Genomic DNA, 23,949 nt, shown 5'->3' on the forward strand with positions numbered 1-23,949 from the left:
GCCTGAAAACCCACACCACCTACAACCAAGCAACCGCATGGTCACACCGGCGACACGACCTCGCCGCTTGACATTCCGGATCCAGGGATGTCTGAGCCCCGCCCACGCGGGATCATGCCCTCCATGGACGAGACAGTGCTGACCGACGACGGCGTGCGGCTCTGGGCGGTGCGGAGCGGCGAGGGCCGTCCCGTCGTCTTCTGTCATGGCGGTCCGGGCCTGTGGGACACCTTCGAGGACGTGGCCGGGCTGCTGTCCGGCGTCGCGGCCGTCCACCGGTGGGACCAGCGCGGCTGCGGCCGCTCGCAGCGGCTCGGGCCGTACTCGACGGCCTGGACGGTGGCGGACCTCGACGCCGTCCGCCGCCACTTCGGCCTGGAGTCGATGGTGCTGCTCGGCCACTCGTGGGGCGCCCAGCTGGCCCTGCGGTACGCCCTGGACCACCCCGAGCGCGTACGCGGCCTGGTCTACGTCTCCGGCACGGGCATCGACCCGAGCGACACCTGGCGCGAGGAGTACCGGCTCCGCCTGCGCGGCGCGGTGAGCGGGGACGTGGAGCGCTGGGCGGCGCTGGAGAGCCGCGAACGCACGGCCGCCGAGGACCGTGAGTTCGCGGTGCTGCAGTGGACGGCGGACTTCGCCGACCGCGGCCGGGCCATGGAGCACGCCGAACGCATGGCGACCCCCTGGCTCGGCGTCAACTTCGAGTGCAACGCCGTCCTGAACGCCGAGGGCAGGCGCGACTGGGGCACACCCGCGTTGCGGGACGCCTGCGCGGCGCTGGCGGTGCCGGTGCTGATCGTCGACGGGGCCGAGGACATCCGGCCCCGCCGGGCGGTGGACTCGCTGGAGCGGGCGCTGCCGGACGTCTCGCGGGTGACCCTGCCGGGCGCCGGTCACCTGCCCTGGGTCGAGGATCCGGAGGGTTTCCGGGCCGCGGTGGGCGCGTTCGTGGCCCGCACGGATTAGAGGGGTGGGTCAGGGGAGGGCGAGCATGCGGTCCAGGGCCGTCCGGGCCCAGTGGGCGATGTCCTCGTCCACCGTGATCTGGTTGACGACCTCCCCGAGCACCAGGGACTCCAGGGCCCACACCAGGTGCGGCAGGTCGATCCGGTTCATGGTCGAGCAGTAGCAGACCGTCTTGTCCAGGAACGAGATGCTCTTGTCGGGGAACATCTGCGCCAGCCGCTTGACCAGGTTCAGCTCGGTGCCGATCGCCCAACTGGAGCCCGCGGGGGCCGACTCCAGGGTCTGGATGATGTGCTCGGTCGAGCCCACGTGGTCCGCCTTGAGCACGACCTCGTGCCGGCACTCCGGGTGCACCAGGACGTTCACGCCGGGGATGCGCGCGCGCACGTCGTCGACCGACTCCGCCGTGAAGCGGCCGTGCACCGAGCAGTGGCCGCGCCAGAGGATCATCCTGGCCCGCTCCAGCTGCTCCTGGGTGAGGCCGCCGTTGGGGCGGTGCGGGTTCCAGACGACGCAGTCCTCCAGGGACATGCCCATCTCCAGCACCGCCGTGTTGCGGCCCAGGTGCTGGTCGGGCAGGAACAGGACCTTCTCGCCGCGCGAGAACGCCCAGTCCAGGGCGCGGCGGGCGTTGGAGGAGGTGCAGACCGCGCCGCCGTTCCTGCCGCAGAAGGCCTTGATGTCGGCGCTGGAGTTCATGTACGTGACCGGGATCACCCGATCGGCCAGGCCGGCGTCCTCCAGGGCCTCCCAGCACTCCTCGACCTGGTCGAACGTGGCCATGTCCGCCATCGAGCACCCGGCCGCCAGGTCCGGAAGCACCACCCTCTGGTGGTCGCCGGTCAGGATGTCGGCCGACTCGGCCATGAAGTGCACGCCGCAGAAGACGATGAACTCCGCCTCCGGCCTGGCCGCCGCGAGCCGGGCGAGCTTGAACGAGTCGCCCGTGACGTCGGCGAACTGGATGACCTCGTCGCGCTGGTAGTGGTGCCCGAGCACGAACAGCCGGTCACCGAGCGCCTCCTTCGCCTTGCGGGCCCGTTCCACCAGGTCGGGGTCCGAGGCGGGCGGCAGCTCGCCCGGGCACTCGACCCCCTTCTCGCTGTGCGGATCGGCGCCCTGGCCGAGGACGTAGAGCGGCAGCCCAGTCTGGGTGGCCATGGCCAAACCCCCTTATCGTCGAAGTGACGATACTCATCATGACATATGGGGGATACCTACTTATTCCGGGGGGCGGCGACCCCGGGAATGTGTGGCATGGGCCAGGTGTTGGTAGCGTCATTAGTAGGACGTCGGAAACAGACAGCCGGGTTAGGGAGTCAGCAGATGACGGTTGAGAGCAGCGAGACCACGGCGCAGGGCCTGATCCTGACTGACGCGGCCGCCGCCAAGGTCAAGAGCCTGCTTGAGCAGCAGGGTGAGGAAGGTCTGCAGCTGCGGGTCGCCGTGCAGCCGGGTGGTTGCTCCGGCCTGCGCTACCAGCTCTTCTTCGACGACCGGTCGATGGACGGCGACGTGGTGTCGGACTTCGGGGGAGTCAGCGTGGTCACCGACCGCATGAGCGCTCCGTACCTGATGGGGGCCTCGATCGACTTCGTCGACACGATCGAGAAGTCGGGGTTCACCATCGACAACCCCAACGCCACGGGCTCCTGCGCCTGTGGTGACTCCTTCAACTAGTCGGTGGCCGCCGGGTCCCGCTCGCCTTTGTGCGTGCGGGACCTTCGCGTATTCTCGTGGGGCTCATAGGCCTGCTGACAACGAGGAAGAAGAATCCCGTGCGCATCGCCGTTACCGGCTCAATCGCGACAGACCACCTGATGACCTTCCCAGGAAGCTTCGGCGAACAGCTCATCGCCGAGCAGCTCGATCGGGTGTCACTCTCGTTCCTGGTCGATGACCTTCAGATCCGTCGTGGCGGCTGCGCCGCGAACATCGCGTTCGGCATGGCCTGCCTCGGCCTCAAGCCGGTTCTCGTGGGAGCCGTCGGCAACGACTTCGCCGACTACCGCTCGTGGCTGGAGCGCCACGGCGTCGACTGCGACTCCGTGCACATCTCGGAGACCCAGCACACCGCGCGCTTCCTGTGCACGACCGACCAGCACCACAACCAGATCGCCTCGTTCTACACCGGGGCCATGGCAGAGGCCCGGCTGATCGAGCTGAAGCCCGTCGCCGACCGTCTGGACGGCCTCGACCTGGTGCTGATCAGCCCCAACGACCCCGACGCGATGCTGCGCCACACCGACGAGTGCCGCCAGCGCGGCATCCCGTTCGCCGCCGACATCTCCCAGCAGCTCGCGCGCATGGCCGACGAGCAGATCCGCCAGCTCGTCGACGGCGCCGCCTACCTCTTCTCCAACGACTACGAGAAGGGGCTCATCGAGCAGAAGACGGGCTGGTCCGACGAGGAGATCCTGCACCGCGTCGGCGTCCGGATCACCACGCTCGGCCCCAAGGGCGCCGTCATCGACCGCGGAGGCGAGCCGTCCATCCACGTCGCCCCCGCCCCCGAACTGGGCAAGGCCGATCCCACCGGCGTCGGCGACGCCTTCCGCGCCGGGTTCCTGTCAGGGCTGGCCTGGGGGCTGCCGCTGGAGCGCTGCGGCCAGGTCGGCAACCTGACCGCCACCCACGTGCTCGAGCGCGTCGGCGGCCAGGAGTACGAGCTCGGGCAGCAGGTCTTCCTCGAGCGGTTCGGCGCCGCGTACGGCAAGGAGGCCACGGCGGACATCGCCGATCACGTGCGCTGCTACCACCCGTAGGCGCCGCTCGGCCGCCCCGGCCCGCTGTGAGCGGCCCCGGGGCGGCCCGCACGGCTCAGCTCCTCGCGTAGACGTGGTGCAGGAACTCGGCGAGCTTGTCGTCCGGCAGGTGCTTGGCCAGGTCCGCCTCGGTGATCATGCCGACGATGCGGTTGTCCGACAGCACGGGGAGCCGCTTGATCTGGTGCTGCTCCATCAGCGTGAGCGTCTCGTCCACGGACGTCTCCGGGGTGACGAAGACGAGGCCCCCGGCCAGCTCGCCCGCCGTCGTCCTCGACGGGTCGTGCCCCGAAGCGATGCACTTGACGACGATGTCGCGGTCGGTGATGATCCCCTTCACCCGCTCGTCGGGGCCGCACACGGGCAGTGCCCCCACGTTCATGTTGCGCATCAGCTGGGCCGCCCGGTCGAGCGTCTCGTGCGCGCCGATGCACTCGGCCCCCGGATGCATCACGTCACGGGCGGTCTCGTGCGGATGTCCTCTGGTCATGGCTTTCCCCCGAAAGTTGGTGACTTCGTACGGGAAGCCTCTACCCCACTTTCGGGGGGAATGTCAGTAGTTGCGCCGGACGTGGATGGCCCAGCCGCCCTCGGGCAGCTCGTACGAGCCGACGTGCCGGTGTGACTTGAGCCTGCACCACGCCGGCACGTCCGTGTAGGCCGCCGGATCGTCGGCCAGCACGGCCACCACCGCGTTGAGCGGGACGTAGTTGATCTGCTCGGCCAGCATGATGATCGGGATCGGGCACTTCTTCCCGAGCGCGTCGATCGTCAAAGCCGGCTGGGTAACCTCGGTCATGCGACTCCTGCGTCCTGCCGGATGCGGCGCACCAGGTCGGGCAGCACGGCGAGGAATCTGTCGACCTCCGCCGCGGAGGCGCCCCTGGGCAGCGACACCCGGACATTGCCATGCGTCAGCACGCCCATCGCTTCAAGAACGTGCGATGGACGAAGCGTACTAGCGGTGCACGAGCTTCCTGACGAAACAGCGAAACCAGCCTTGTCCAGCTCGGTCAGCAAGGCCTCGCCGTCGACGTACAGACACGAAAAGGTCACGATGTGCGGCGCCCGGTCGACCGGGTCGCCGATCACCTCGACGTCCGGGACGATCTTCGGCACCGTCTCCCTGATCCTGGCCACGAGCTCCGACAGCCGCGCCTGCTCCTGCGCCGCGTCCGCGGCCATCGCGCGCAGCGCGGCCGCCGCCGCGACGATGCCGGGCACGTTCTCAAACCCCGGCACCCGCCGCCGCTCCCGCTCGTCCTCGGGCAGGAACGAGCGGAACCGCGTGCCCTTGCGCACCACCAGCACGCCCACGCCCGCGGGGCCGCCCCACTTGTGTGCGCTGGCCGTCAGCACCGACCAGCCGGGCGGGATCGGCATCCTGCCGGCCGTCTGCGCCGCGTCCACCAGCAGCGGAACCCCGTGGGACCGGCACGCCGCGGCCGCCTCCGCCACCGGCTGCACCGTGCCGACCTCGTGGTTGGCCGTCTGCAGGCAGGCCAGCGCGGTGCCGGGCCGGGCGACCGCCTCGGTGAACCGGTCGAGATCCACCCGCCCCGTCAGGTCCACGCCCACCGTCTCGGTCGTGCCGCCGTCGCGTTCGTGCACGCCACCGGCGTGCAGCACGCTGGAGTGCTCGACCGCGCTGGTGATCAGGTGGCGCCCGGCCCTGCGTCTGCCGTGTAGGGTGCCGAGCACGCCGAGATGCACGGCCTGCGTGCCCGACGATGTGAACGACACCTCGTCCGGGCGCGCGCCGAGCGCCTCGGCCACCTCCGTGCGGGCCTGCTCCAGCAGCAGGTGTGCGCGGCGGGCCTGGCCGTACAGTCTCGCGGGGTCGGCCCAGCCGACGTCGATCGCCGCCAGCAGCGCCTCGCGTGCCTGAGGGTGGAGCGGCTCGCTCGAAGCCGCGTCGAAATACGCCACGAGACTCATCGTCCCACTTGCGGCGCCATCGAGGGGTCGCGCGGTAGGGCGAAGCACCTGCACGCTAATGTGTCTGCAATCAGCTGTGCATCTGGAAATAAGAGCGCCCAAGAGAAAGACTCTTGGGCTTCATCTGTGGGGTAGGCGATCCGTGAGTCCGACTCGCCGTACGATGCGGCGTTCGTTGGCCCGGCGCAGGGTGCCGCGTGCCGCCGCTTTGGCGTTGCTGCTGGCCACTGCTACGGCGTGTGCTAATGACGTTCCGAAGGCCGACTGGTCTCGTGGTCTTCTTCCCGACCATGTCACCGAGCAGGCGGGCGTGGTCCAGACTCTGTGGAACGGGGCCTGGATCGCCGCGCTCGCCACGGGTGCGGTCGTCATCTTTTTGATCGTGTGGGCGGCCATCTTCCACCGCAAGCGCAAGTCCTCGGCCGATCTGCCGCCGCAGGTGCGCTACAACCTGCCGATCGAGATGCTTTACACCTTGATCCCGCTCGTCATGGTGTCGGTGTTCTTCTTCTTCACCGCGCGTGACAGCCAGGTGCTGGCCAAGGTGGACGGCGACGCGACCGTCAAGGTCAAGGTCGAGGCCTTCCAGTGGAGCTGGCGCTTCACCACGACGGTCAACGGCAAGACGCTGGCCCCCGTCGCCGGCACGCCGGTGAGCGACTATCACCAGGGGCCTGAGCTGATCCTGCCGGCGAAGACGAAGGTCGAGTTCGACCTGTCGACCGACGACGTCATCCACTCGTTCTGGGTGCCGGAGTTCCTGTTCAAGCGGGACGTCATCCCCGGCATCAAGGAAGGCAACCCGGGCCGCACGTTCGAGATCACCACTCTGGACCGCACGGGCACCTTCGCGGGCCGGTGCGCCGAGCTCTGCGGTGTCGACCACAGCCGCATGCTGTTCAAGGTGACGCTCGTCGACTCGAACAAGTGGAACCAGTACATCGCTACAAACCAGGCTGGGAGTGCCCAGTGACCGCCATCCACGAACCCCTTCGCGCGCCGGCCAGGCCCGTCACCAAGGGCCAGGTGATCGCCAAGTGGCTGTCCTCCACTGATCACAAGATCATCGGACACCTCTATCTGATCACGTCCTTCGCCTTCTTCCTGATCGGCGGCGTCATGGCGCTGATCATGCGGGCCGAGCTCGCGCAGCCGGGCATGCAGTTCACCAGCAACGAGCAGTTCAACCAGCTGTTCACCATGCACGGCACGATCATGCTGCTGATGTTCGCGACGCCGCTGTTCGCCGGCTTCGCCAACGAGCTGATGCCGCTGCAGATCGGCGCCCCCGACGTGGCGTTCCCGCGCCTCAACATGGTCAGCTACTGGCTCTACCTGTTCGGCAGCCTCATCGCCGTGTCCGGCTTCTTCACGCCGGGCGGCGCGGCCTCGTTCGGCTGGTTCGCCTACACGCCGCTGTCCAACGCGATCAACTCGCCCGGCATCGGCAGCGACCTGTGGATCATGGGCCTGGCCCTGTCCGGTCTCGGCACGATCCTCGGCTCGGTGAACTTCATCACCACGATCATCTGCATGCGCGCGCCCGGCATGACCATGTTCCGCATGCCGATCTTCGTCTGGAACGTCCTGCTGACCAGCATGCTCGTGCTGATGGCCTTCCCGGTGCTGGCCGCCGCGCTGCTCGTGCTGGAGTCGGACCGCAAGCTCGGCACGCACGTCTTCGCCCCCGACAACGGCGGCGCGCTGCTCTGGCAGCACCTGTTCTGGTTCTTCGGACACCCTGAGGTGTACATCATCGCGCTGCCGTTCTTCGGCATCGTGAGCGAGATCCTGCCGGTCTTCAGCCGCAAGCCGGTCTTCGGTTACATCAGCCTCGTGGTCGCGACGATCTCGATCGCCGGTCTGTCCATCACGGTCTGGGCGCACCACATGTTCCCGACCGGGCAGGTGTTGCTGCCGTTCTTCTCGTTCATGACGTTCCTCATCGCGGTGCCGACAGGTGTGAAGTTCTTCAACTGGGTCGGAACGATGTGGCGAGGACATCTGTCCTTCGAGTCGCCGATGCTGTTCTCGGTCGGCTTCCTCATCACGTTCCTCCTGGGCGGCCTGACGGGCGTCATCCTGGCCTCGCCGCCGCTCGACTTCCACATCAGCGACACCTACTTCGTCGTCGCCCACTTCCACTACGTGGTCTTCGGCACCGTCGTGTTCGCCATGTTCGCGGGCTTCTACTTCTGGTGGCCCAAGTTCACCGGCAAGATGCTCGACGACAAGCTGGGCAAGCTGCACTTCTGGCTGCTGTTCATCGGCTTCCACACGACGTTCCTCATCCAGCACTGGCTGGGCATGCTCGGCTTCCCGCGTCGTTACGCCGACTACAGCCCGGCCGACGGCTTCACCGACCTCAACATGATCTCGTCGGTGGGCGCGTTCGTGCTGGGCGCCTCGACGCTGCCGTTCTTCTACAACGTCTGGAAGACCTGGCGCAGCGCGCCGAAGGTCACCGTCGACGACCCCTGGGGCTACGGCGGCTCGCTCGAATGGGCGACCTCCTGCCCGCCGCCGCGGCACAACTTCACCTCGCTGCCGCGCATCCGGTCCGAGCGTCCCGCGTTCGACCTGCACTACCCGCACGTGTCCGCCAAGCCGACGGCATCGGAGGTCGAGGCCTGATGAAGGTCCAGGGTTGGCTGTTCCTCGCGTGCGGCCTGTTCTTCGCCGGTGTCGACGTCGCCTACTGGTTCTGGACCAAGGCGGCGACCGGTCACGGTGAGCCGGTCGGCACCACGGCCATGGCGATCTCGGTCGGGTTCGCGTTCATGGTCGGCTACTACCTGATGTTCACCGCGCGGCGCATCGGCGCCCAGCCGGAGGACGACAAGCAGGCCGAGATCAGCGACGGCGCGGGCGAGATCGGGTTCTTCAGCCCGAGCAGCTGGTGGCCGCTGTTCCTGTGCCTGGCGGCGGCCTTCGCCTTCGCCGGGTTCGTGATCGGCTTCTGGATGTTCCTGATCGGGATCTTCCTGGTCATCATGGCCATGATCGGCTTCGTCTTCCAGTACTACCGGGGCAACTTCTCGCACTGACCCGGACTGCCTGAACGGGCGTCTCCCTTGAGGGGGGACGCCCGTTTTTTTGTGTTCTTTAACGGTGATCCGATGTGGTTATTCGATCACTGAGGGTAGTAATGAGGCGTCTGCTATGCGGACCGCCACTAAGGGCCTTTTCGGGCACAACCGGGTGGTGAGCAGGTCAAGGGGTTCGTTGTCGGACGAGGGAGTCATACGTGGGGCGCGTAGCGAATGGATCGGCCGGCCTGCTGGCGCTGGCGCTGCTGGCGGCGTGCTCGGGGGCCTCGGCCCCGAAGCCTGAGGGGGTCGCCATGGCCGGCGGGGCCCAAGGGCCCGCTGTGACGTTCTCTCCGCAGGACAAGGCCGCGAACGTGGCCACAGACCAGCCCGTGGTCGTCTCGGCCCGTGGCGGCACGCTCAAGAGCGTACGGGTGGACGGCGGCAAGTCCGGGGCGCTCAAGGGCGTCCTGAGCGCCGACGGCACCAACTGGCGCAGCACCGTCACCGCCCGCCCCGGGGCGAGCTACACGATCACCGCCGTCTCCGCGGACGCCGCGGGCAAGCAGACCCAGACCACCAGCACGTTCTCCACGATCAAGGGCAACAAGACGTTCGACATCCAGACCATCACCCCGAACAAGGACGACACCGGGCTGACGGTCGGCGTCGGCATGCCCATCATGATCGCCTTCGACAAGCCGGTCGCCGACCGGGTGTCCGTCGAGCGCAACCTCACGGTCCGCAGCTCCAGGCCCGTGGAGGGCGCCTGGCACTGGTTCGACGACAGCCACGTGGACTTCCGGCCGCTGGAGTACTGGCCCGCGCACACGAAGGTGCGGCTGGACGCGAAGCTGGCCGGCGTGCGCGGGGGCCCCGGCCTGTACGGCAAGCGCGACGTACGGCTCGACTTCAAGATCGGCCGCTCGCAGATCACCAAGGGCAGCACCGACGAGCACGTCCTGTACGTCCGGCGCGACGGCAAGAAGATCCGCGAGATGCCGATGAGCGCGGGGCAGGGCGGGCAGTGGAAGTACTACACCACCGGCGGCATCCACCTGGCGATGTCGCGCGAGGACTCCACGCTCATGACCTCGCCCGGGATCGGGCCCGGCCAGTCGGGCTACTACTCGCTGATGGTCTACCACACCGTCCGCATCTCCAACAGCGGCGAGTACGTGCACAGCGCGCCCTGGTCGGTGGGGTCGCAGGGGAACTCGAACGTCAGCCACGGCTGCGTGAACATCAGCCCGGAGAACGCGATCTGGTTCGTCAAGAACACGCTGATCGGGGATCCGATCATCATCACGGGGTCGCCGCGGAAGCTGGAGCCCACGAACGGATGGGGGCATTGGCAGGAGAACTGGAAGGAGTGGCTCAAGTGGAGCGTGCTCAAGGACGGGCCGACCATCACGTTCTGATACCGATTCGCGCCGCCGACCACGGCCTAGACCACCGCCTTCCGACCCGCCGACACCGGCCCCGACCCGCCACACTCGGGGCCGGCCACGGCTCCGGATCGCCACACACGAGGCTGAACGCGCCCCGGGCTCGCCACAGCCCAGGCTCGCCACGCCTTGGGCTCAGCGGCGCTCCGGCTCAGCGGCGCTCCGCTCAGGGCTGCCCCGGATCGGCGGTGCCTCAGCGCGCTCGCAAGGACCGGGGTCCGGCGCCCTGCGTGACCTGGGCTGACGCGCACGGGGGAGGGGCGTTCGCCGTTCCGGCCCGCTCTCCGCGCCGTTGTGCGCGCCTCAGCGCCGCGACGCCGTCCCAGTGGTGCATTCCCCGGGGGATGGGAGGGCCAGGCCGTCTGCGTGGCGCTGAGGGACGGGACGGGGGCGGCCGCCCGCGGGGGAGAGCCTGGCGAGGGTGAAGCTACCGGCCGGCCGCTGCTCCGGTCCGCTCCCCGCGCCGTCGTACGGACCCCGGCGCTGCGGCGGCGTGCACGCCTCAGCGGCGAGCGGGCGGAGGGCGTACTGCCGGAGGGAGGCGCGCCCCTCGGCTGGGGCGCGCCTCGAAATGGGCGGTCAGGCGCCGTTGACGGTGGCGCTGACCTCGATCCAGCGGTCGAGGGTGGCGGCGGCCGCGCCGGAGTCGACGGCCTGGACCGCGCGGGCGTAGCCGTCGGTCATGGCGGCGTCGAGGTCGTCGCCCGGCCCGTTGAGGGCCACCAGGGCCGCGGCGGCGTTGAGCAGGACGGCGTCGCGCACCGGCCCCGTCTTCCCCTGCAGCAGGTCGTGCACGGCCTGGGCGTTGAAGGCCACGTCCCCGCCCCGCAGCGCGCCCACGTCGGCGCGCGGGATGCCGAGCACGGACGGGTCGAAGATCGTCTGCGTGGCCGTGCCCTCCTTGACCACCCAGACCGTCGAGGTGTCCGCGATGGTCAGCTCGTCGAGCCCGTCGTCGCCGCGGAACACCAGCGCGCTGACGCCGCGCTCGGCGAAGACGCCCGCCAGCACGGGCAGCATCTTGGCGTCGAAGACGCCGATGGCCTGGGCGGCCGGGCGGGCCGGGTTGGTGAGCGGGCCGAGGAAGTTGAAGATCGTGGGTACGCCGATCTCCTTGCGCGTCGGCCCGGCGAAGCGCAGCGCGGGGTGGTAGACCGGGGCGAAGCAGAAGGCGATGCCCGCCTGCTCGGCCACCCGCGCCGTCTGCTCCGGCGTGAGGTCGAGCCGGATGCCCAGGTGCTCCAGGACGTCGGCGGCGCCGCACGAGGACGAGGCGGCGCGGTTGCCGTGCTTGACCACCCGGGCGCCCGCGGCGGCGGCCACGATGGCGGCCATCGTCGAGACGTTGACCGTGTGGGCGCGGTCGCCTCCCGTGCCGACCACGTCGACCACGGGCCCCTCCACGCTCAGCGGCGTGGCCAGATCCAGCATGGTGCGGGCCAGGCCCACGACCTCGGCCACCGTCTCGCCCTTGGCGCGCAACGCCACCACGAAGCCGGCGATCTGGGACGGCGTCGCGGCGCCGGACATGATCTCCCGCATCGCCCAGGCCGACTCGTCGGAGGTGAGGTGCTCTCCGGACAGGAGAGCGGACAGCAGGGTGGGCCAGGTCGTCCGGGAGTCCATGGGCACCTACTTAGCGTTGAGTCGGGTCGAGGAGCGGCGGCGCATGAGGTCGGCCACGGTGTCGGCCAGGACCATGGGCTCCAGCGGCTGCGGCACCACGGCGTCGGCCTTGGACCAGTCGGCCAGCCAGCGGTCGTCGCGCCTGGCGATGATCAGGCAGATGGGCGGGCAGTCGTAGACCTCGTCCTTGGCCTGGCGGGAGACGCCCATGCCGCCCGCGGGCTGCGTCTCGCCGTCGAGGACGGCCACGTCGATCTCGCCCGAGCCCAGCCACTGGTGGACCTTGGGCTCGGTGGCGCATTCCACGATCTCCACGAGGGGTACGTCGGCGGCGGGGCGCCTGCCGATGGCCTGGATCACCTCGGCCCTGGTGGCGGCGTCGTCGCTGTAGACGAGGACCCTCATCGTGTCGTCGGTGCTCCCAGTGGAGGTCACTGTCGCGCTCGCTATTCCTTGTAGCAGTATGGTCACCTCGGATCGTACCGGTGCGCCGGTGTGCATTCCCAGGCCACCATGCCTGACAGGGGGTTTTGAGGCGATTCTCCCAGGTTGCCTCCCGGTTTGTACCTGCTAACCGGGGGGTCGTGCGCGGGACCGACCACCGAAGCCGCAATAATGCTGCCCGTGGCGACAGCATCCGCAATAACTTCGACGACGACAGCACAGTCGTACCGCAGACCCAATCTGGTCAGTGTCGGGACGATCGTCTGGCTGTCCTCTGAGCTCATGTTCTTCGCGGCGCTGTTCGCGATGTACTTCACCATCCGGTCGGTGAGCGTGGGCAACGGCTTCGATTGGGGTCCCGCCTTCCACAAGGTCGGCCTGGAGGCCGCCGAGGGCGCTCACCTGAACATCCCGTTCGCGACGGCCAACACGATCATCCTGGTTCTGTCGAGTGTGACGTGCCAGCTGGGCGTGTGGGCCGCGGAGAAGGGGCAGGTCGGCAAGCTCCGCTTCTGGTACATCGTCAGCTTCCTCATGGGCGCGGTCTTCGTGGCCGGGCAGCTGTACGAGTACGGCGAGCTGGCATCAGAGGGCGCGACCTTGTCCGCCAACCCTTACACCTCGGTGTTCTACCTGACGACGGGCTTCCACGGCCTGCACGTGACCGGTGGCCTATTCGCGTTCCTGTTCATGCTGGGACGCACGTACGCCGCGAAGCGCTTCACGCATGAGCAGGCCACCAGCGCGATCGTCGTGTCCTACTACTGGCACTTCGTAGACGTCGTCTGGATTGGTCTTTTCGCGACCATCTACATCATTCGTTAAGGAACGGGATCTCTGTGACTAGGATCACCGCTTGGCGGCGGCATCCCCTCGCGAGATATGCCGTCCTGATTTTGGCGTTGGCGCTGGTCGGGATGGTATACGCCGCCTTTGTCCAGGCGGGTAAGCCTGCCGACGCGGCACTGGCGGCAGGCAAGGTCGATGACGTGGCCGAGGGCAGGAGCTTGTTCGTCAAGCACTGCTCCAGCTGCCACGGCATGAACGCGGAGGGCACCAAGACGGCGCCCACGCTCGTCGGCGTCGGAGCCGCGGCGGTCGACTTCCAGATGGGCACCGGCCGCATGCCCGCCGCCAACCCGGGTCCGCAGGCGCCGCGCAAGCCGATGGCGCCCTGGGTCGACGAGACGAAGATCAGGCAGATCGGCGCCTATGTGCAGTCGCTCGGCGGCGGCCCGCAGGTCCCGGGCCAGGAGCAGGTCGACGCCAAGCTCGGCGACGCCGGCAAGGGCGGCGAGCTGTTCCGCGCCAACTGCATCCAGTGTCACAACTGGGTCGGCGCCGGTGGCGCCCTGACGCAGGGCAAGTACGCCCCCAACCTCAACTCGGCGACCCCCACCCAGATCTACGAGGCGATGGTCACCGGCCCGCAGGCGATGCCGGTCTTCAACGACTCGACCATCACGCCCGAAGAGAAGCGCAGCATGATCGCCTACATCACGCAGGTCCGCGCGCAGAAGGACCCGGGAGGTTTCGGCCTCGGGCGCATTGGCCCGGTGACCGAAGGTCTCGTAGCGTGGATCGCAGGCCTCAGTGTCCTCGCACTCGCCGCCATCTGGATCACCGCGAAGAAGCGACAGAAGTCATGACAGACAACGAGCACGAGATCGAGCAGCCCGATGAGCGCGTACCCAAGCGCGTCATCGGCACCCCCGCGCCGGGCACCTCGATGCTCGGCACCGCGGAGGCCCCAGACGTCGAGAAGGACGTCCCCGGCGTCACGCTGCCGGACGAGAGCAAGGCCCGCAAGGCCGAGAAGATCGTGGCGCTCTGCTTCACGATCACGTTCCTGGCCGCGATCGCGTTCATCATCTCCTACGTGGTCTTCCAGGTCGGCAGCCCCGAGGCGACCGGAGTGTCCAACTTCGCGCTGGGCACCTCGCTGACCGTGGCGATCCTGGGACTGGCGATCGGCATCGTGATCTGGGTACGCATGATCATGCCGAAGTACTCCCTGGTCCAGGAGCGCCACCCGATGGCCTCCGACGAGGAGTCCCGCGAGGTCGTCGCCGACACGTTCGTCCAGGGCGCCAACGAGAGCGGCTTCGTCAAGCGCAAGCTGATGCGCCGCACGCTGCTGCTGGCCGCCGCGCCCCTCGGCCTCGTGCCGGTGGTGCTGCTGCGCGACCTCGACAACAGCAAGATGCCGGGCGCGAAGTTCAACAAGCTGCTGCGCCACACGGTCTGGGGCGAGAAGACCAAGGAGGGCAAGCCGCTCAGGCTCGTCGTCGAGGGCACCGGCCAGCCGATCAGGGCCGCCGACTTCAACTCGCCCGGCGGCATCCTGTCGGTGGTCCCCGAGGGCTACCAGCACGACCTCAACGCCCTCGCCAAGGCCACGCTGATCCTGATCAAGTTCCGCCCGGAGGAGATCAAGAGCGGCGTCAGGCAGAACTGGACGCACGACGGCATCGTGGCGTACTCCAAGATCTGCACCCATGTGGGCTGCCCGGCGGCCCTGTACGAGCAGAACACCCACCACATCCTCTGCCCCTGCCACCAGTCGACGTTCGACGCGGCCGACGGCGCCAAGGTCATCTTCGGCCCGGCCGCCCGGCCGCTGCCGCAGTTGCCGATCACGGTCGACGTCGAGGGCTACCTCATCGCCCAGGGCGACTTCGAGGTGCCCGTGGGCCCGAGCTTCTGGGAACGCGGTGACGCCGAGCGCGCGGCCAGGGAGAAGGGAGGCCAGGCATGAGCACCGAGCTGAACGCCGTGCCCAAGGCCATCGCCGGTCCGTCGACATTCCTCGACGACCGCATCGGCGGGGCCAATTTCCTCAAGCGCAACCTGCGCAAGGTCTTCCCCGACCACTGGTCGTTCCTGCTGGGCGAGATCGCGCTCTACTCGTTCGTCATCCTGCTGCTGACCGGTACGTTCCTGACGTTCTGGTTCAAGCCGAGCATGATGGAGGTCGCCTACGACGGCTCGTACGCGCCGCTCAAGGGCGTCATGATGTCGGAGGCCTACGCGTCGTCGCTGGAGATCAGCTTCGACGTCCGGGGTGGTCTGCTCATGCGGCAGATGCACCACTGGGCGGCCCTGATGTTCGTGGCCGGCATGATGGTCCACATGCTGCGGGTGTTCTTCACGGGCGCCTACCGCAAGCCGCGCGAGCTCAACTGGATCATCGGCGTGCTGCTGCTGACGCTGGCGCTGGCCGAGGGTCTGACCGGCTACTCGCTCCCCGACGACCTGCTCTCCGGCGCCGGTCTGCGGATCACCGAGGGCGTGGCGATCTCGCTGCCGCTGGTCGGCACGTACATCACGTTCTTCCTGTTCGGCGGGGAATATCCGGGTGAGGATGTCGTCGCCCGGTTCTACTCGCTGCACATCCTGCTGATCCCGGGCATCCTGCTGGCGCTCATCTCGGCTCACATGGTCCTCATGTGGGTGCAGAAGCACACGCAGATGCCGGGCAAGGCGCGGAGCAACCACAACGTGGTGGGCGCGCCGTTCTACCCGGCCTTCATGGCGAAGGCGGGCGCGTACTTCCTGTTCACGCTGGCCACGGTGGCGGGTCTGGCGACGTTCACCCAGATCAACCCGATCTGGCTGTTCGGCCCCTACACGCCCGCCGACGTGTCCGCGGGTTCGCAGCCCGACTTCTACATGGGCTTCCTGGAAGGCGCGCTGCGCATCATGGTGCCGTGGGAGATCAACCTTTTCGGCACCTCCCATGCCGGCACCCTGCCGCTGAGCGTGATCATCCCGGCGCTGGTGCCGATGGGCATCGTCATGACGGGCCTGGCGCTCTACCCGTTCCTCGAACGCTGGGTGACGGGCGACCACCGCGAGCACCACATCGCGGACCGGCCGCGCAACAACCCGCACCGCACCTCGATCGGCATGTCGGCCATCACGTTCTACGGCGTGCTGTGGCTGCTGGGCGCCAACGACGAGATCTCGGCGTTCTTCCACGTCAGCCTCAACTGGACGACGTACGCCGGCCGGGTGCTGATCTTCGTCGCGCCGGCGCTGGCGTACATCATCACCTACCGCCTCTGCCTCGGCCTGCAGCGTTCCGACGCCGCGGTCGTGTCGCACGGCGTGGAGTCGGGCGTCATCAAGCGGCTGCCGCACGGTGAGTTCATCGAGGTCCACACGCCGCCGGCGGACGACATCGAGGCCCACATGCGGGGCAAGGAGCCGGTGGCGATGCTGCCGGTGGCCGAGGACACCGCGGGCATCCCGCCGAAGGGCATGCGCGGTCCGCTCGGCAAGCTGCGCGCTCGCATGTCGAAGGCGTACGGCGGGGAGAAGATCCCGCTGGACGAGGGACACGGGCACGGGCACGAGGAAGAGCACGCCGCCATCGGCTCCGGTGGCGAGGAAGACCGCAGCCTCACGCACTGACATCACCTCTCGCCACATACGGCACGGGCCCGGACGACACGTTCGTCCGGGCCCGTCGCCGTCTCATCCCGTTCTCGTTGCTGGGGAAGAGGGCGTTGCCGGGCGCCCGGCGAGGGTGTCGTGCCTGGGGGGCGCGCCGTGGGACTACGGCGCCCGGTGAGCGTGCTGTGCCTGGGATGCGCGGGCGCGCCTGGCCGGGGCTGGGAGCGTCGTCACAGGCGCTCGCACGCGGTGGGGGACCCCGGCCGAAGGCTCGCACGAGGCGGGCTCGCCGGAAGACGGCGCGGTTGGGGCCGCAAGTCGCGCCGGTCGCGGGCGCTCAGCCCGAGAGGTCTCGAGGCGGCGCATCGACAGGCAGGCCGCCGCGACCGATGAGGTCAGCCGGTGTGGGGCAGCCGGTGTGGGGCAGCCGGTGTGGGTCGGCCCGCGTGTGGCAGTCCGTGTGGGGGTCGGCCCGTGTGGGTCAGTCGGCTTCGGGGAAGCCGATGGAGAAGGCGGCGTCCAGGTCGTGCTTGGAGTAGGCCCGGAAGGCGATGTGCGTCTCCGTGTGCAGCACCCCGGCCACCTTGTTGATCCGCCCGGGGACCACCTCGGCGATCTCCTCGTACGCCGCCACCCGCACCATCGCCAGCAGGTCGTATTCGCCGGTGATGGAGTAGACCTCGCTGACCCCCTGGATCTCGGCGATCGTCTGGGCGACCTCCGGGATCCGGTCTACCTCTGCATTGATGTGGACGATAGCCGTGACCATGCATCAACTCTATCGTTTCACCTCAAAGGTCGCCCCTCCCGATTGCGGGGCTGATCAAGATGGCGGTACGCGAGGTCGATGCGGGCCTTGTGCCGGGCGGCGCCCCAGGCGGGCAGGCTCCACTCGCCCTCCACCTCCACCAGCCGCACCCCGGGCGACTCCAGCCAGCGCAGGATGCACTCGGTCTCCTCGGCGCTGGCCGCGTGGATCGGGCCGGCGCCCGGGATGACCGCCTCGGCCGTGGCCGTGAGGGAGGTGACGAAAGGGGTCGGATGGGCGCCCTTCGGCATGACCCCGGCCGCCGCCAGCCGCCCGTACCGGATGACGTGGATGTCCCAGCCGCCGCCGAACGCCGGGCTGGCGGCCACCAACTGCGGGATGCGTGTGATGGCGCTCAGGCGCTGCATGCGGGCCGCCGTACGGACGAAGGACGCCAGCCGGTCGCGATCGACCGACGCCTCCTCGTAGCGCTGCTCCACCGACAGCCGCTCCATGCGCGCCGACACGGCGCTGAACACGAGCGAGGCGTCGAGCGTCATGGCCCGGCGCGCGCTCTCCGCGTGGAGCGCGTATTCCTCCTGGCTCTCCTTGCCCTCACAGGGCGCGCCGCAGCGGCCCATCTCGTGGAGCACGCAGGCCGCCCGCCGGGTGCGCAGCGTGACGGGCTGGGTGCACTGGCGCAGGGGGACCGCCTCGTGCAGGGCGATGCGGGCCTCGTCGGCCAGCCGGGCGCTGCCGAACGGGCCGAGGTAGGTGGCCCCGTCGTCCTTGAGCTCGCGGACGATCGACAGCCGCGGGAACGCCTCGGTGGTGAGCTTGAGCCAGACCACCTTCTCGGGGAAGCGGGAACGGCGGTTGTAGCGCGGCTTGGCGCCGCCGATCAGGCGCAGCTCCCTGACCTCCGCCTCCAGGCCGGTCGCGCAGACGACGTGGCGCACCCGCTCGGCGATGCTGATCATCTCGCGGATGCGCGGGCGGGTCTCGCCCGCGGTGAAGTAGGAGCGTACGCGGTTGCGCAGGTTGGTGCTCTTGCCGATGTAGAGGACCTCGCCGCGCTCGTCCTCGAAGAAGTAGACGCCGGGGGCGTGCGGCACCGACTCGGCCAGGTGGCGCTTGCGCTGCTGCTCCGGCGTGGGGGCGCGGACGAACGACTTGAGCTCCTCGAGCGTGTGCACCTGGAACGAGCCGGCCCGCTCGATCAGCCCGTGCAGCACCTCGACGGTGGCCCTGGCGTCCTGCAGGGCACGGTGGCACGGCTCGGTGGAGCTGCGGAAGAACCTCGCCAGCGTCGCCAGCTTGGCGTTGGGCACCTCGTCGCGGGTCAGCACGCGGCGGGCCAGGTCGACGGTGTCGACGACCGGATTGGCCGGCGGGGGATAGCCGTGGGCGGCGCAGGCGGCCTTGACGAAGCGGGTGTCGAAGCCGGCGTTGTGGGCCACCAGCGTGGCCCCGCGGATGAACTCCAGGAAGCTCGGCAGCACCGCCTCGATCCGCGGCGCGGCCACGACCATCGCGTCGGTGATGCCGGTCAGCACCGAGATGAACGGCGGGATCGGCCCTCCTGGGTCGACCAGCGTCGAGAACTCGCCCAGCACCTCGCCCGCCCGCACCTTGACCGCGCCGATCTCGGTGATGGCGTCGTCGGACGGGGCGCCGCCGGTCGTCTCGAGGTCGAAAACGACGAAAGTGACCTCGCTCAGCGGAGTGCCGAGCTCGTCGAGAGTGCCTTGAACCGCGTCCACGTTCCAAGACCATAGAGAGGGAGACCGACAGGAACGAATAACCACCGCTCTTGATCCTTAGTTACCCTTCCCTGTATGTCCTCGGGAAGACTTGCCGGCCGCTATGCCCTGTTGCGCCCGCTCGGCGCGGGCGGCATGGGGAAGGTGTGGCTGGCCAGGGACGAGATGCTCGACCGCGAGGTGGCGGTCAAGGAGCTCACGCTGGCCGAGGGCATGTCGCCCAAGGAGCGCTCCGACTCGGTGATGCGGGCCGTGCGCGAGGCGCAGGCCACGGCGCGGCTGCGCCATCCCGGCATCGTGGCGCTGCACGACGTGGTCGTCGAGCAGGAGCGGCCCTGGCTGGTCATGGAGCTGCTGCGGGGCCGCACGCTGGGTGAGACGGTCCGCGAGTTCGGACCCATGCCGGCCGATCATGCCGCGCGGGTCGGCGCCGACGTGCTGGAGGCGCTGATCGCGGCACACGCGCTGGGGATGCAGCACCGCGACGTCAAGCCGGGCAACGTGTTCCTGACCGAGAGCGGGCGGGTGGTCCTCACCGACTTCGGCATCGCCCGGCAGGAGGGCCAGGCCACGCTCACCGAGCAGGGGCTGATGATCGGTTCGCCCGGGTTCATCGCGCCCGAGCGGCTGGCCGGCGAGCCGGGCGGGCCCGCCAGCGACGTGTGGTCGCTCGGCGCCACGCTCTACGTCGCGCTGACGGGCGCGCCGGCCTACGGGGGGTCGGCGGCCCAGCGGGTGCGGGCCACGCTGACGGAGCCCGTACCGGCCGCTCCGGGGCCGCTGGGGCCGCTGCTGGCGGTCATGATGGCGCACCAGCCGGCCGCCCGCCCCGACCCCCGGGTGATCGTGTCCGCGCTCCGGCAGGTGGCCGCCGGCGGGCATGCCCCGCACCTGCCCGTCAACCAGGACGTGACCGCGCCGACCAGGGTCAAGCGGCCCGGCAGGGCCGCGATCTGGATCGCCGCGGCGACGGCGCTCGTGCTCGGCGCGGGCGGCGCGACCGCCTTCCTCGTCCTCAGGGACCGGGCGGGCGCGGTGCCGGCCGCGTTCACCGTGCCCATGGACGTGTGCAAGCTGATCAGCCAGGAGGAGGTGGGCGCGCTGCTGCGTACGCAGAGCCCGCCCAAGGCGCAGGCGAGCTCCGACGGCGACGGCCCCAAGTGCGGCTGGACGCTCGCCAACACGGGTGTGGGCCTGCAGGTGCAGAAGGACTCCGACACCGTCGACCCGTGGTCGATGACCCCGGCCACGGCCGGCGCGCTCTTCAAGGGCCAGAAGAGCTGGTGGACGAGGACCGGCACGGTCGACTGGACCTGGGACGAGATCGGCGCGAAGACCTCGCAGCGGGCCACGCGCACCCCGGTCCGCGAGATCGCCGGCGTCGGCGAGGAGGCGTTCGGCTTCGAGCTGAAGGGCCCCACGGGCCGCGTGCACACCTCCCAGATCTACTACCGCCTGGCCAACCTGGTGGTCACCGTGCAGTTCACCACCCTCGGGGACAAACCCACCGACGAGGAGATCAAGCAGCGGGCGCTGAAAGCGGCGCAGACGAGCGAGCAGGCGTTGCGCAATGCCGGATGACCTCTATCTGCTGGCCGGCCGCTACCGTCTCATCGAGCGGCTCGGACAGGGCGGCGCGGGCACGGTGTGGCGGGCCATCGACGAGATCCTCGACCGTCAGGTCGCGGCCAAGCAGGTACGCGTGCCGGAGGGGCTCACCCCGCGGGAGCGGGCCGAGTTCGCCGACATGGCGATCCACGAGGCCAGGTCGGCCGGACGGCTGCGTGACCCGGCGATCGTGCTGGTGCACGACGTCGTCCTGGAGGGCGGCCAGCCGTGGATCATCATGGACCTGGTCACCGGCCGCTCGCTGGACAAGGTGATCAAGGATCAGGGGCCGCTGCCGCCCGGGTTCGTGGCCGCGGTCGGGCTGCGCGTGCTGTCGGCGCTGGAGGTCGCCCACGCCCACGGGATGCTCCACCAGGACGTCAAGCCCGCGAACATCCTGCTCGACTTCGACGGCTCCGCCATGCTCACCGACTTCGGCATCGCGACGCCGATGGGCGGTCAGGGCGGCAGGTTCGGCGGCGCGGGCTCGCCCGGCTACATGGCGCCCGAGCGGCTCAACGAGGAGCCCTCCAGCCCGGCGTCCGACCTGTGGTCGCTCGGCGCCAGCCTCTACACCGCGGTGGAGGGGCGTGCGCCGTTCGAGCGGGCGCTGCCCGCGGCGGTGACGGCGGCGGTGCTGCTGCACGAGCCGCCGTCGCCGGTCAGGGCGGGCCGCGACTTCGGCGGCCTGCTCATGGCCATGCTCGCCAAGAGCCCGGCGGCCCGCCCCACGGCGGCCCAGGTCCGCCAGGCGCTGAGCGCCCTGGCCGGGCCCGCCCCCGTGCCCCGGCGCCGCCGGTGGCTGGTGCCCGTCGTGCTGGCCGCCGCCGTGGTGCTGGGCGCGGGCGGCTGGTACGCCGCGGGCGCACTGGGCAAGGGGCCTGAGACCGGGAGGTTCGCCAAGGCGCCCGATCCCTGCAAGCTGCTCACCGACGAGCAGGCCGCCCGGATCATGAAGGCCAAGCCGTCGCGCGAGGCCACCCGGCCGGGCGAGTGCCAGTGGATCCTGCGTGACGGCGGGGAGGACGGCCGCCGTCGCATCGTCGTCCGCGCCTGGGCGGAGCGGCCCGACGGCGATCTCGGCGGCCCCCAGGTGGCGCAGCGCCGCTTCGCCAGCGAGAAGACCGGCCGCACCGGCGCGGAGGGCACCGTGATGCGCGAGGTCCGCGGCTCGGTCTCCGACGTCCCGGAGGTCGGGGAGTCGGCGATCATCCAGAACAGCTTCAAGGCCTACATCAACAGCGACGCGACGGGCTCGTCCGACAGCACGGTGCTCTTCCGTACGAGCAACGTGCTCGGCGAGGTGGTCTGGCACCGCGAGAACGTTCCGGTCAGCGCCCCGGCGGACAAGGAGCCCGCCCTCGCCGTCGCCCGCCTGGTCTCGGCCGCCCTGTCGAAGTGAGCCCGTCGGAGCACCGTGCCGTTCGAAGTGGGCGCCGTCGGGGAGGGGCCGCTGCCAGAATGGGCTGGAGTGCTGCAAGTACCTTGCAAGGGGGATGACTAGCATGTTTCCCCGCAAGTCAGGGCAACCCCAGGAGTCCCAGTGAACCCCGGCAGCGAGTGGGAGCCGTCCACCACCCCTTACCAGGTGCCGGGCAGGCGCTTCGAGCCGCCCACCCAGCCGCCGACCCTGCCTCCGATGCCACCGCCACCGCCGCCCCGGCGGCCCGCCTGGCTGCTGCCCACGCTGGCCGCCGCCATCGTGGTGCTGGTCGCGATGGGCGGGGTGGGCGCGTACTTCGTGGTCAGCAAGGTCTCGCGCCCCTCCCAGCCGCCCGCGGCGCAGAGCGAGCGGCCGTCGCGGGCCGCCTCCTCGGCGCCCGTCGGCCTGGACGTGTGCGCCATGCTGTCCGCGGAGGAGGCCGACCGGCTCGTGCCCGGCGCGACCGTCACCAAGGACTCCAGGGAAGGCGACTACACGATCTCCTTCACCTGCAAATGGGAGAACCGGCGCATCTCGTTCGGCGAGTTCTGGCGCAGCAGGGAGATCGACGTCCGGATCGAACAGCACAAGGCCGACGGCGCCAAGACCGGCAGGTCCATGGCGCAGAACTCGTACGAGGTCGACTACGGCGGCGACAGGTACGCCGCGACCGCCAAGCCCTCGCTCAAGCCCGACGAGAAGGAGTACGTCTCCCCGATCAAGGAGATCCAGGGCGTCGGTGACGCCGCGCACGCCCAGTACACCTGGCGCCGCAGCGGCAAGCTGCTGTGGTACTCCTACGGCCAGGCCAACGCCCGGGTCGGCGACATGACGATCGAGATCAAGTACCAGGCGGGCCAGCAGCGCAAGGACGCGGCGATCCTGACCAGCGAGACCACGCAGTCGATCACCGAGGACAACGCGATCCGCGAGGTGAGCCGGCTGGCCGGCTTCTTCGCCAAGGGCATGGCGGCCTGGCAGGCGCAGCACCCGAACGTGCTGGCCGAGCCGGAGCCGTCGCAGGCCCCCGCCTCGCCGAGTACGAGTACGAGCGCGAGCCCCGAGCCCTCGCCGACCGTCCTGGCGGCCTTCCCCGGAGAGTGCGGGGCCGTGACCGAGGTGGCCACGCGGCTCGTGCCCGAGCCCACCACCAGGGCGCGCGGCACCGAGGCCGGCTCCGACGCCCAGACCGAGTGCCGCTGGCTGAACCTGGACGTGCCCGGCGCGGGCGAGGGGATCAGGAAGATCCGCAGCGTCCTGATCACCGTGCACCGGTTCACCAACCGGGCGGGCGCCGCCGACGAGGGCGCGGCCGTGAGCTACTACGCCAGCGAGCGGGGCGGCGACAAGCAGTTCGAGGAGTCGTCCATCGGCGGCATCTCCTGGGGCAAGCTCACCGATATCAAGGGGATGGGCGATCAGGCGTACCAGCAGTTCATCCAGAACCGGCACAGCCGCGAGGTCTCCGCGTCCACCGGCACGGTGCTGATGCGCAAGGGCCCGGTGGTCGTCAGGATCGACTTCTCCGGCCACCAGCGGCCCGAGAAGGAGCCGGCCACCTCGCCCAAGGTCGTGTTCATGCCGCAGAAGGAGGCGATGGACGGCGTGGTCACCGTGGCCGAGGCGTTCATGGCCCAGCTGGCGAAGCAGCCCGCGGGCAGTTAGGCAGACCCGGTCGAGGAGGGGCGTGGCGCCCCTCCTCGGTGACGGCCGCGCGCGGGAAACATCCCCCTGACGGAGCATCCTGTCAACGGTTAATGGAGCTGCAACCCGCTTGCAAGCGCGACAAA

The 23,949-nt window shown here is 69.6% G+C and carries 22 protein-coding genes; 14 read left to right on the plus strand and 8 right to left on the minus strand.

Annotation, left to right across the window (positions count from 1 at the left end; translation table 11 throughout):
* Nucleotides 1–123: 123 nt before the first annotated feature.
* Nucleotides 124–969, plus strand: coding sequence for an alpha/beta fold hydrolase (locus tag ACWDRB_RS03975; RefSeq protein WP_449891778.1), 846 nt, complete (start codon nucleotides 124–126; stop codon nucleotides 967–969).
* A 9-nt stretch (nucleotides 970–978) separates the two neighbouring features.
* Here ACWDRB_RS03975 and nadA read toward each other — a convergent pair whose 3' ends face one another.
* Complete coding sequence (gene nadA, locus ACWDRB_RS03980; protein WP_449891779.1) at nucleotides 979–2,130, minus strand: quinolinate synthase NadA; 1,152 nt, start codon at nucleotides 2,128–2,130, stop codon at nucleotides 979–981.
* 165 nt (nucleotides 2,131–2,295) lie between these two features.
* On the opposite strand from nadA, the gene erpA reads away from it, so the two are divergent.
* Together erpA and ACWDRB_RS03990 are read left to right on the plus strand one after the other, a co-directional pair.
* Entirely contained in the window at nucleotides 2,296–2,649 is a 354-nt protein-coding gene (gene erpA / locus ACWDRB_RS03985; RefSeq protein ID WP_192792115.1) for an iron-sulfur cluster insertion protein ErpA, read from the plus strand.
* Nucleotides 2,650–2,747: 98 nt separating this feature from the next.
* Nucleotides 2,748–3,734, plus strand: a complete 987-nt coding sequence (locus tag ACWDRB_RS03990; protein ID WP_449891780.1) for a carbohydrate kinase family protein — start codon at nucleotides 2,748–2,750, stop codon at nucleotides 3,732–3,734.
* Between the two features lie 55 nt (nucleotides 3,735–3,789).
* On the opposite strand, the gene ACWDRB_RS03995 is transcribed toward ACWDRB_RS03990, so the two are convergent.
* From ACWDRB_RS03995 to ACWDRB_RS04005, 3 genes are all read right to left on the minus strand, one after another.
* Complete coding sequence (locus tag ACWDRB_RS03995; RefSeq protein ID WP_350728925.1) at nucleotides 3,790–4,224, minus strand: CBS domain-containing protein; 435 nt, start codon at nucleotides 4,222–4,224, stop codon at nucleotides 3,790–3,792.
* Between the two features lie 63 nt (nucleotides 4,225–4,287).
* A complete protein-coding gene (locus tag ACWDRB_RS04000) occupies nucleotides 4,288–4,533 on the minus strand; it encodes a sulfurtransferase TusA family protein (RefSeq protein ID WP_043638353.1) in 246 nt (81 codons plus the stop codon).
* Entirely contained in the window at nucleotides 4,530–5,672 is a 1,143-nt protein-coding gene (locus ACWDRB_RS04005; protein WP_397365929.1) for a cysteine desulfurase family protein, read from the minus strand. The genes ACWDRB_RS04000 and ACWDRB_RS04005 overlap by 4 nt, the downstream gene beginning before the upstream one ends.
* A gap of 175 nt (nucleotides 5,673–5,847) precedes the next feature.
* Between ACWDRB_RS04005 and ctaC the strand changes: the two genes are divergently transcribed.
* The 4 genes from ctaC (at nucleotide 5,848) to ACWDRB_RS04025 (ending at nucleotide 10,122) form a co-directional block, all read left to right on the plus strand.
* Nucleotides 5,848–6,645: an aa3-type cytochrome oxidase subunit II gene (gene ctaC / locus ACWDRB_RS04010; protein ID WP_449891781.1), complete on the plus strand. Its 798-nt coding sequence runs from the start codon at nucleotides 5,848–5,850 to the stop codon at nucleotides 6,643–6,645.
* The gene (ctaD, locus tag ACWDRB_RS04015; protein ID WP_449891782.1) at nucleotides 6,642–8,306 is read left to right on the plus strand and encodes an aa3-type cytochrome oxidase subunit I; all 1,665 of its coding nucleotides are present in this window, start codon (nucleotides 6,642–6,644) and stop codon (nucleotides 8,304–8,306) included. Before ctaC ends, ctaD begins: the two co-directional genes overlap by 4 nt.
* Nucleotides 8,306–8,719, plus strand: coding sequence for a cytochrome c oxidase subunit 4 (locus tag ACWDRB_RS04020; RefSeq protein WP_350728931.1), 414 nt, complete (start codon nucleotides 8,306–8,308; stop codon nucleotides 8,717–8,719). The genes ctaD and ACWDRB_RS04020 overlap by 1 nt, the downstream gene beginning before the upstream one ends.
* Nucleotides 8,720–8,919: 200 nt before the next feature.
* On the plus strand, nucleotides 8,920–10,122 hold the full coding sequence (locus ACWDRB_RS04025; RefSeq protein WP_449891783.1) for an Ig-like domain-containing protein: 1,203 nt from the start codon (nucleotides 8,920–8,922) through the stop codon (nucleotides 10,120–10,122).
* A 606-nt stretch (nucleotides 10,123–10,728) separates the two neighbouring features.
* Here ACWDRB_RS04025 and trpD read toward each other — a convergent pair.
* Both trpD and ACWDRB_RS04035 read right to left on the minus strand, forming a co-directional pair.
* Complete coding sequence (trpD, locus tag ACWDRB_RS04030; protein WP_449891784.1) at nucleotides 10,729–11,775, minus strand: anthranilate phosphoribosyltransferase; 1,047 nt, start codon at nucleotides 11,773–11,775, stop codon at nucleotides 10,729–10,731.
* Nucleotides 11,776–11,781: 6 nt separating this feature from the next.
* Nucleotides 11,782–12,180: a hypothetical protein gene (locus ACWDRB_RS04035; RefSeq protein WP_090930538.1), complete on the minus strand. Its 399-nt coding sequence runs from the start codon at nucleotides 12,178–12,180 to the stop codon at nucleotides 11,782–11,784.
* Between the two features lie 210 nt (nucleotides 12,181–12,390).
* On the opposite strand from ACWDRB_RS04035, the gene ctaE reads away from it, so the two are divergent.
* From ctaE to qcrB, 4 genes are read left to right on the plus strand one after another with little or no spacing between them, the layout of a single operon-like run.
* Nucleotides 12,391–13,044 carry an aa3-type cytochrome oxidase subunit III gene (gene ctaE / locus ACWDRB_RS04040; RefSeq protein ID WP_350728934.1) on the plus strand — a complete coding sequence of 218 codons (654 nt, stop codon included), beginning with the start codon at nucleotides 12,391–12,393 and terminating at the stop codon, nucleotides 13,042–13,044.
* Between the two features lie 14 nt (nucleotides 13,045–13,058).
* On the plus strand, nucleotides 13,059–13,868 hold the full coding sequence (gene qcrC / locus ACWDRB_RS04045) for a cytochrome bc1 complex diheme cytochrome c subunit (protein WP_350728936.1): 810 nt from the start codon (nucleotides 13,059–13,061) through the stop codon (nucleotides 13,866–13,868).
* Complete coding sequence (qcrA, locus tag ACWDRB_RS04050) at nucleotides 13,865–14,977, plus strand: cytochrome bc1 complex Rieske iron-sulfur subunit (RefSeq protein WP_449891785.1); 1,113 nt, start codon at nucleotides 13,865–13,867, stop codon at nucleotides 14,975–14,977. The genes qcrC and qcrA overlap by 4 nt, the downstream gene beginning before the upstream one ends.
* Nucleotides 14,974–16,635 carry a cytochrome bc1 complex cytochrome b subunit gene (qcrB, locus tag ACWDRB_RS04055; RefSeq protein ID WP_449891786.1) on the plus strand — a complete coding sequence of 554 codons (1,662 nt, stop codon included), beginning with the start codon at nucleotides 14,974–14,976 and terminating at the stop codon, nucleotides 16,633–16,635. The genes qcrA and qcrB overlap by 4 nt, the downstream gene beginning before the upstream one ends.
* 463 nt (nucleotides 16,636–17,098) lie before the next feature.
* On the opposite strand, the gene ACWDRB_RS04060 is transcribed toward qcrB, so the two are convergent.
* Both ACWDRB_RS04060 and ACWDRB_RS04065 read right to left on the minus strand, forming a co-directional pair.
* A complete protein-coding gene (locus tag ACWDRB_RS04060) occupies nucleotides 17,099–17,386 on the minus strand; it encodes an Lrp/AsnC family transcriptional regulator (protein WP_080041188.1) in 288 nt (95 codons plus the stop codon).
* A gap of 17 nt (nucleotides 17,387–17,403) precedes the next feature.
* Entirely contained in the window at nucleotides 17,404–19,128 is a 1,725-nt protein-coding gene (locus ACWDRB_RS04065; protein ID WP_449891787.1) for a DEDD exonuclease domain-containing protein, read from the minus strand.
* A gap of 75 nt (nucleotides 19,129–19,203) precedes the next feature.
* Here ACWDRB_RS04065 and ACWDRB_RS04070 point away from each other — a divergent pair, with 75 nt between their 5' ends.
* The 3 genes from ACWDRB_RS04070 to ACWDRB_RS04080 all read left to right on the plus strand — a co-directional run bounded on the left by ACWDRB_RS04070 (nucleotide 19,204) and on the right by ACWDRB_RS04080 (nucleotide 23,824).
* Nucleotides 19,204–20,709: a serine/threonine-protein kinase gene (locus tag ACWDRB_RS04070; RefSeq protein ID WP_449891788.1), complete on the plus strand. Its 1,506-nt coding sequence runs from the start codon at nucleotides 19,204–19,206 to the stop codon at nucleotides 20,707–20,709.
* The gene (locus ACWDRB_RS04075) at nucleotides 20,699–22,138 is read left to right on the plus strand and encodes a serine/threonine-protein kinase (RefSeq protein WP_449891789.1); all 1,440 of its coding nucleotides are present in this window, start codon (nucleotides 20,699–20,701) and stop codon (nucleotides 22,136–22,138) included. Before ACWDRB_RS04070 ends, ACWDRB_RS04075 begins: the two co-directional genes overlap by 11 nt.
* Nucleotides 22,139–22,279: 141 nt before the next feature.
* Nucleotides 22,280–23,824 carry a hypothetical protein gene (locus ACWDRB_RS04080; protein ID WP_449891790.1) on the plus strand — a complete coding sequence of 515 codons (1,545 nt, stop codon included), beginning with the start codon at nucleotides 22,280–22,282 and terminating at the stop codon, nucleotides 23,822–23,824.
* Nucleotides 23,825–23,949: the final 125 nt, after the last annotated feature.

This window comes from Nonomuraea sp. NPDC003707 (assembly GCF_053587055.1).

Bases quoted from the DNA above. Each gene is read 5' to 3' on its own strand.
- ACWDRB_RS03975 (WP_449891778.1), top strand. From the start codon at position 124: ATGGACGAGACAGTGCTGACCGACGACGGCGTGCGGCTCTGGGCGGTG.
- nadA (WP_449891779.1), bottom strand. From the start codon at position 2,130: ATGGCCACCCAGACTGGGCTGCCGCTCTACGTCCTCGGCCAGGGCGCC.
- erpA (WP_192792115.1), top strand. From the start codon at position 2,296: ATGACGGTTGAGAGCAGCGAGACCACGGCGCAGGGCCTGATCCTGACT.
- ACWDRB_RS03995 (WP_350728925.1), bottom strand. From the start codon at position 4,224: ATGACCAGAGGACATCCGCACGAGACCGCCCGTGACGTGATGCATCCG.
- ACWDRB_RS04000 (WP_043638353.1), bottom strand. From the start codon at position 4,533: ATGACCGAGGTTACCCAGCCGGCTTTGACGATCGACGCGCTCGGGAAG.
- ACWDRB_RS04005 (WP_397365929.1), bottom strand. From the start codon at position 5,672: ATGAGTCTCGTGGCGTATTTCGACGCGGCTTCGAGCGAGCCGCTCCAC.
- ACWDRB_RS04020 (WP_350728931.1), top strand. From the start codon at position 8,306: ATGAAGGTCCAGGGTTGGCTGTTCCTCGCGTGCGGCCTGTTCTTCGCC.
- trpD (WP_449891784.1), bottom strand. From the start codon at position 11,775: ATGGACTCCCGGACGACCTGGCCCACCCTGCTGTCCGCTCTCCTGTCC.
- ACWDRB_RS04035 (WP_090930538.1), bottom strand. From the start codon at position 12,180: ATGAGGGTCCTCGTCTACAGCGACGACGCCGCCACCAGGGCCGAGGTG.
- ctaE (WP_350728934.1), top strand. From the start codon at position 12,391: ATGCTGCCCGTGGCGACAGCATCCGCAATAACTTCGACGACGACAGCA.
- qcrA (WP_449891785.1), top strand. From the start codon at position 13,865: ATGACAGACAACGAGCACGAGATCGAGCAGCCCGATGAGCGCGTACCC.
- qcrB (WP_449891786.1), top strand. From the start codon at position 14,974: ATGAGCACCGAGCTGAACGCCGTGCCCAAGGCCATCGCCGGTCCGTCG.
- ACWDRB_RS04060 (WP_080041188.1), bottom strand. From the start codon at position 17,386: ATGGTCACGGCTATCGTCCACATCAATGCAGAGGTAGACCGGATCCCG.
- ACWDRB_RS04070 (WP_449891788.1), top strand. From the start codon at position 19,204: ATGTCCTCGGGAAGACTTGCCGGCCGCTATGCCCTGTTGCGCCCGCTC.
- ACWDRB_RS04075 (WP_449891789.1), top strand. From the start codon at position 20,699: ATGCCGGATGACCTCTATCTGCTGGCCGGCCGCTACCGTCTCATCGAG.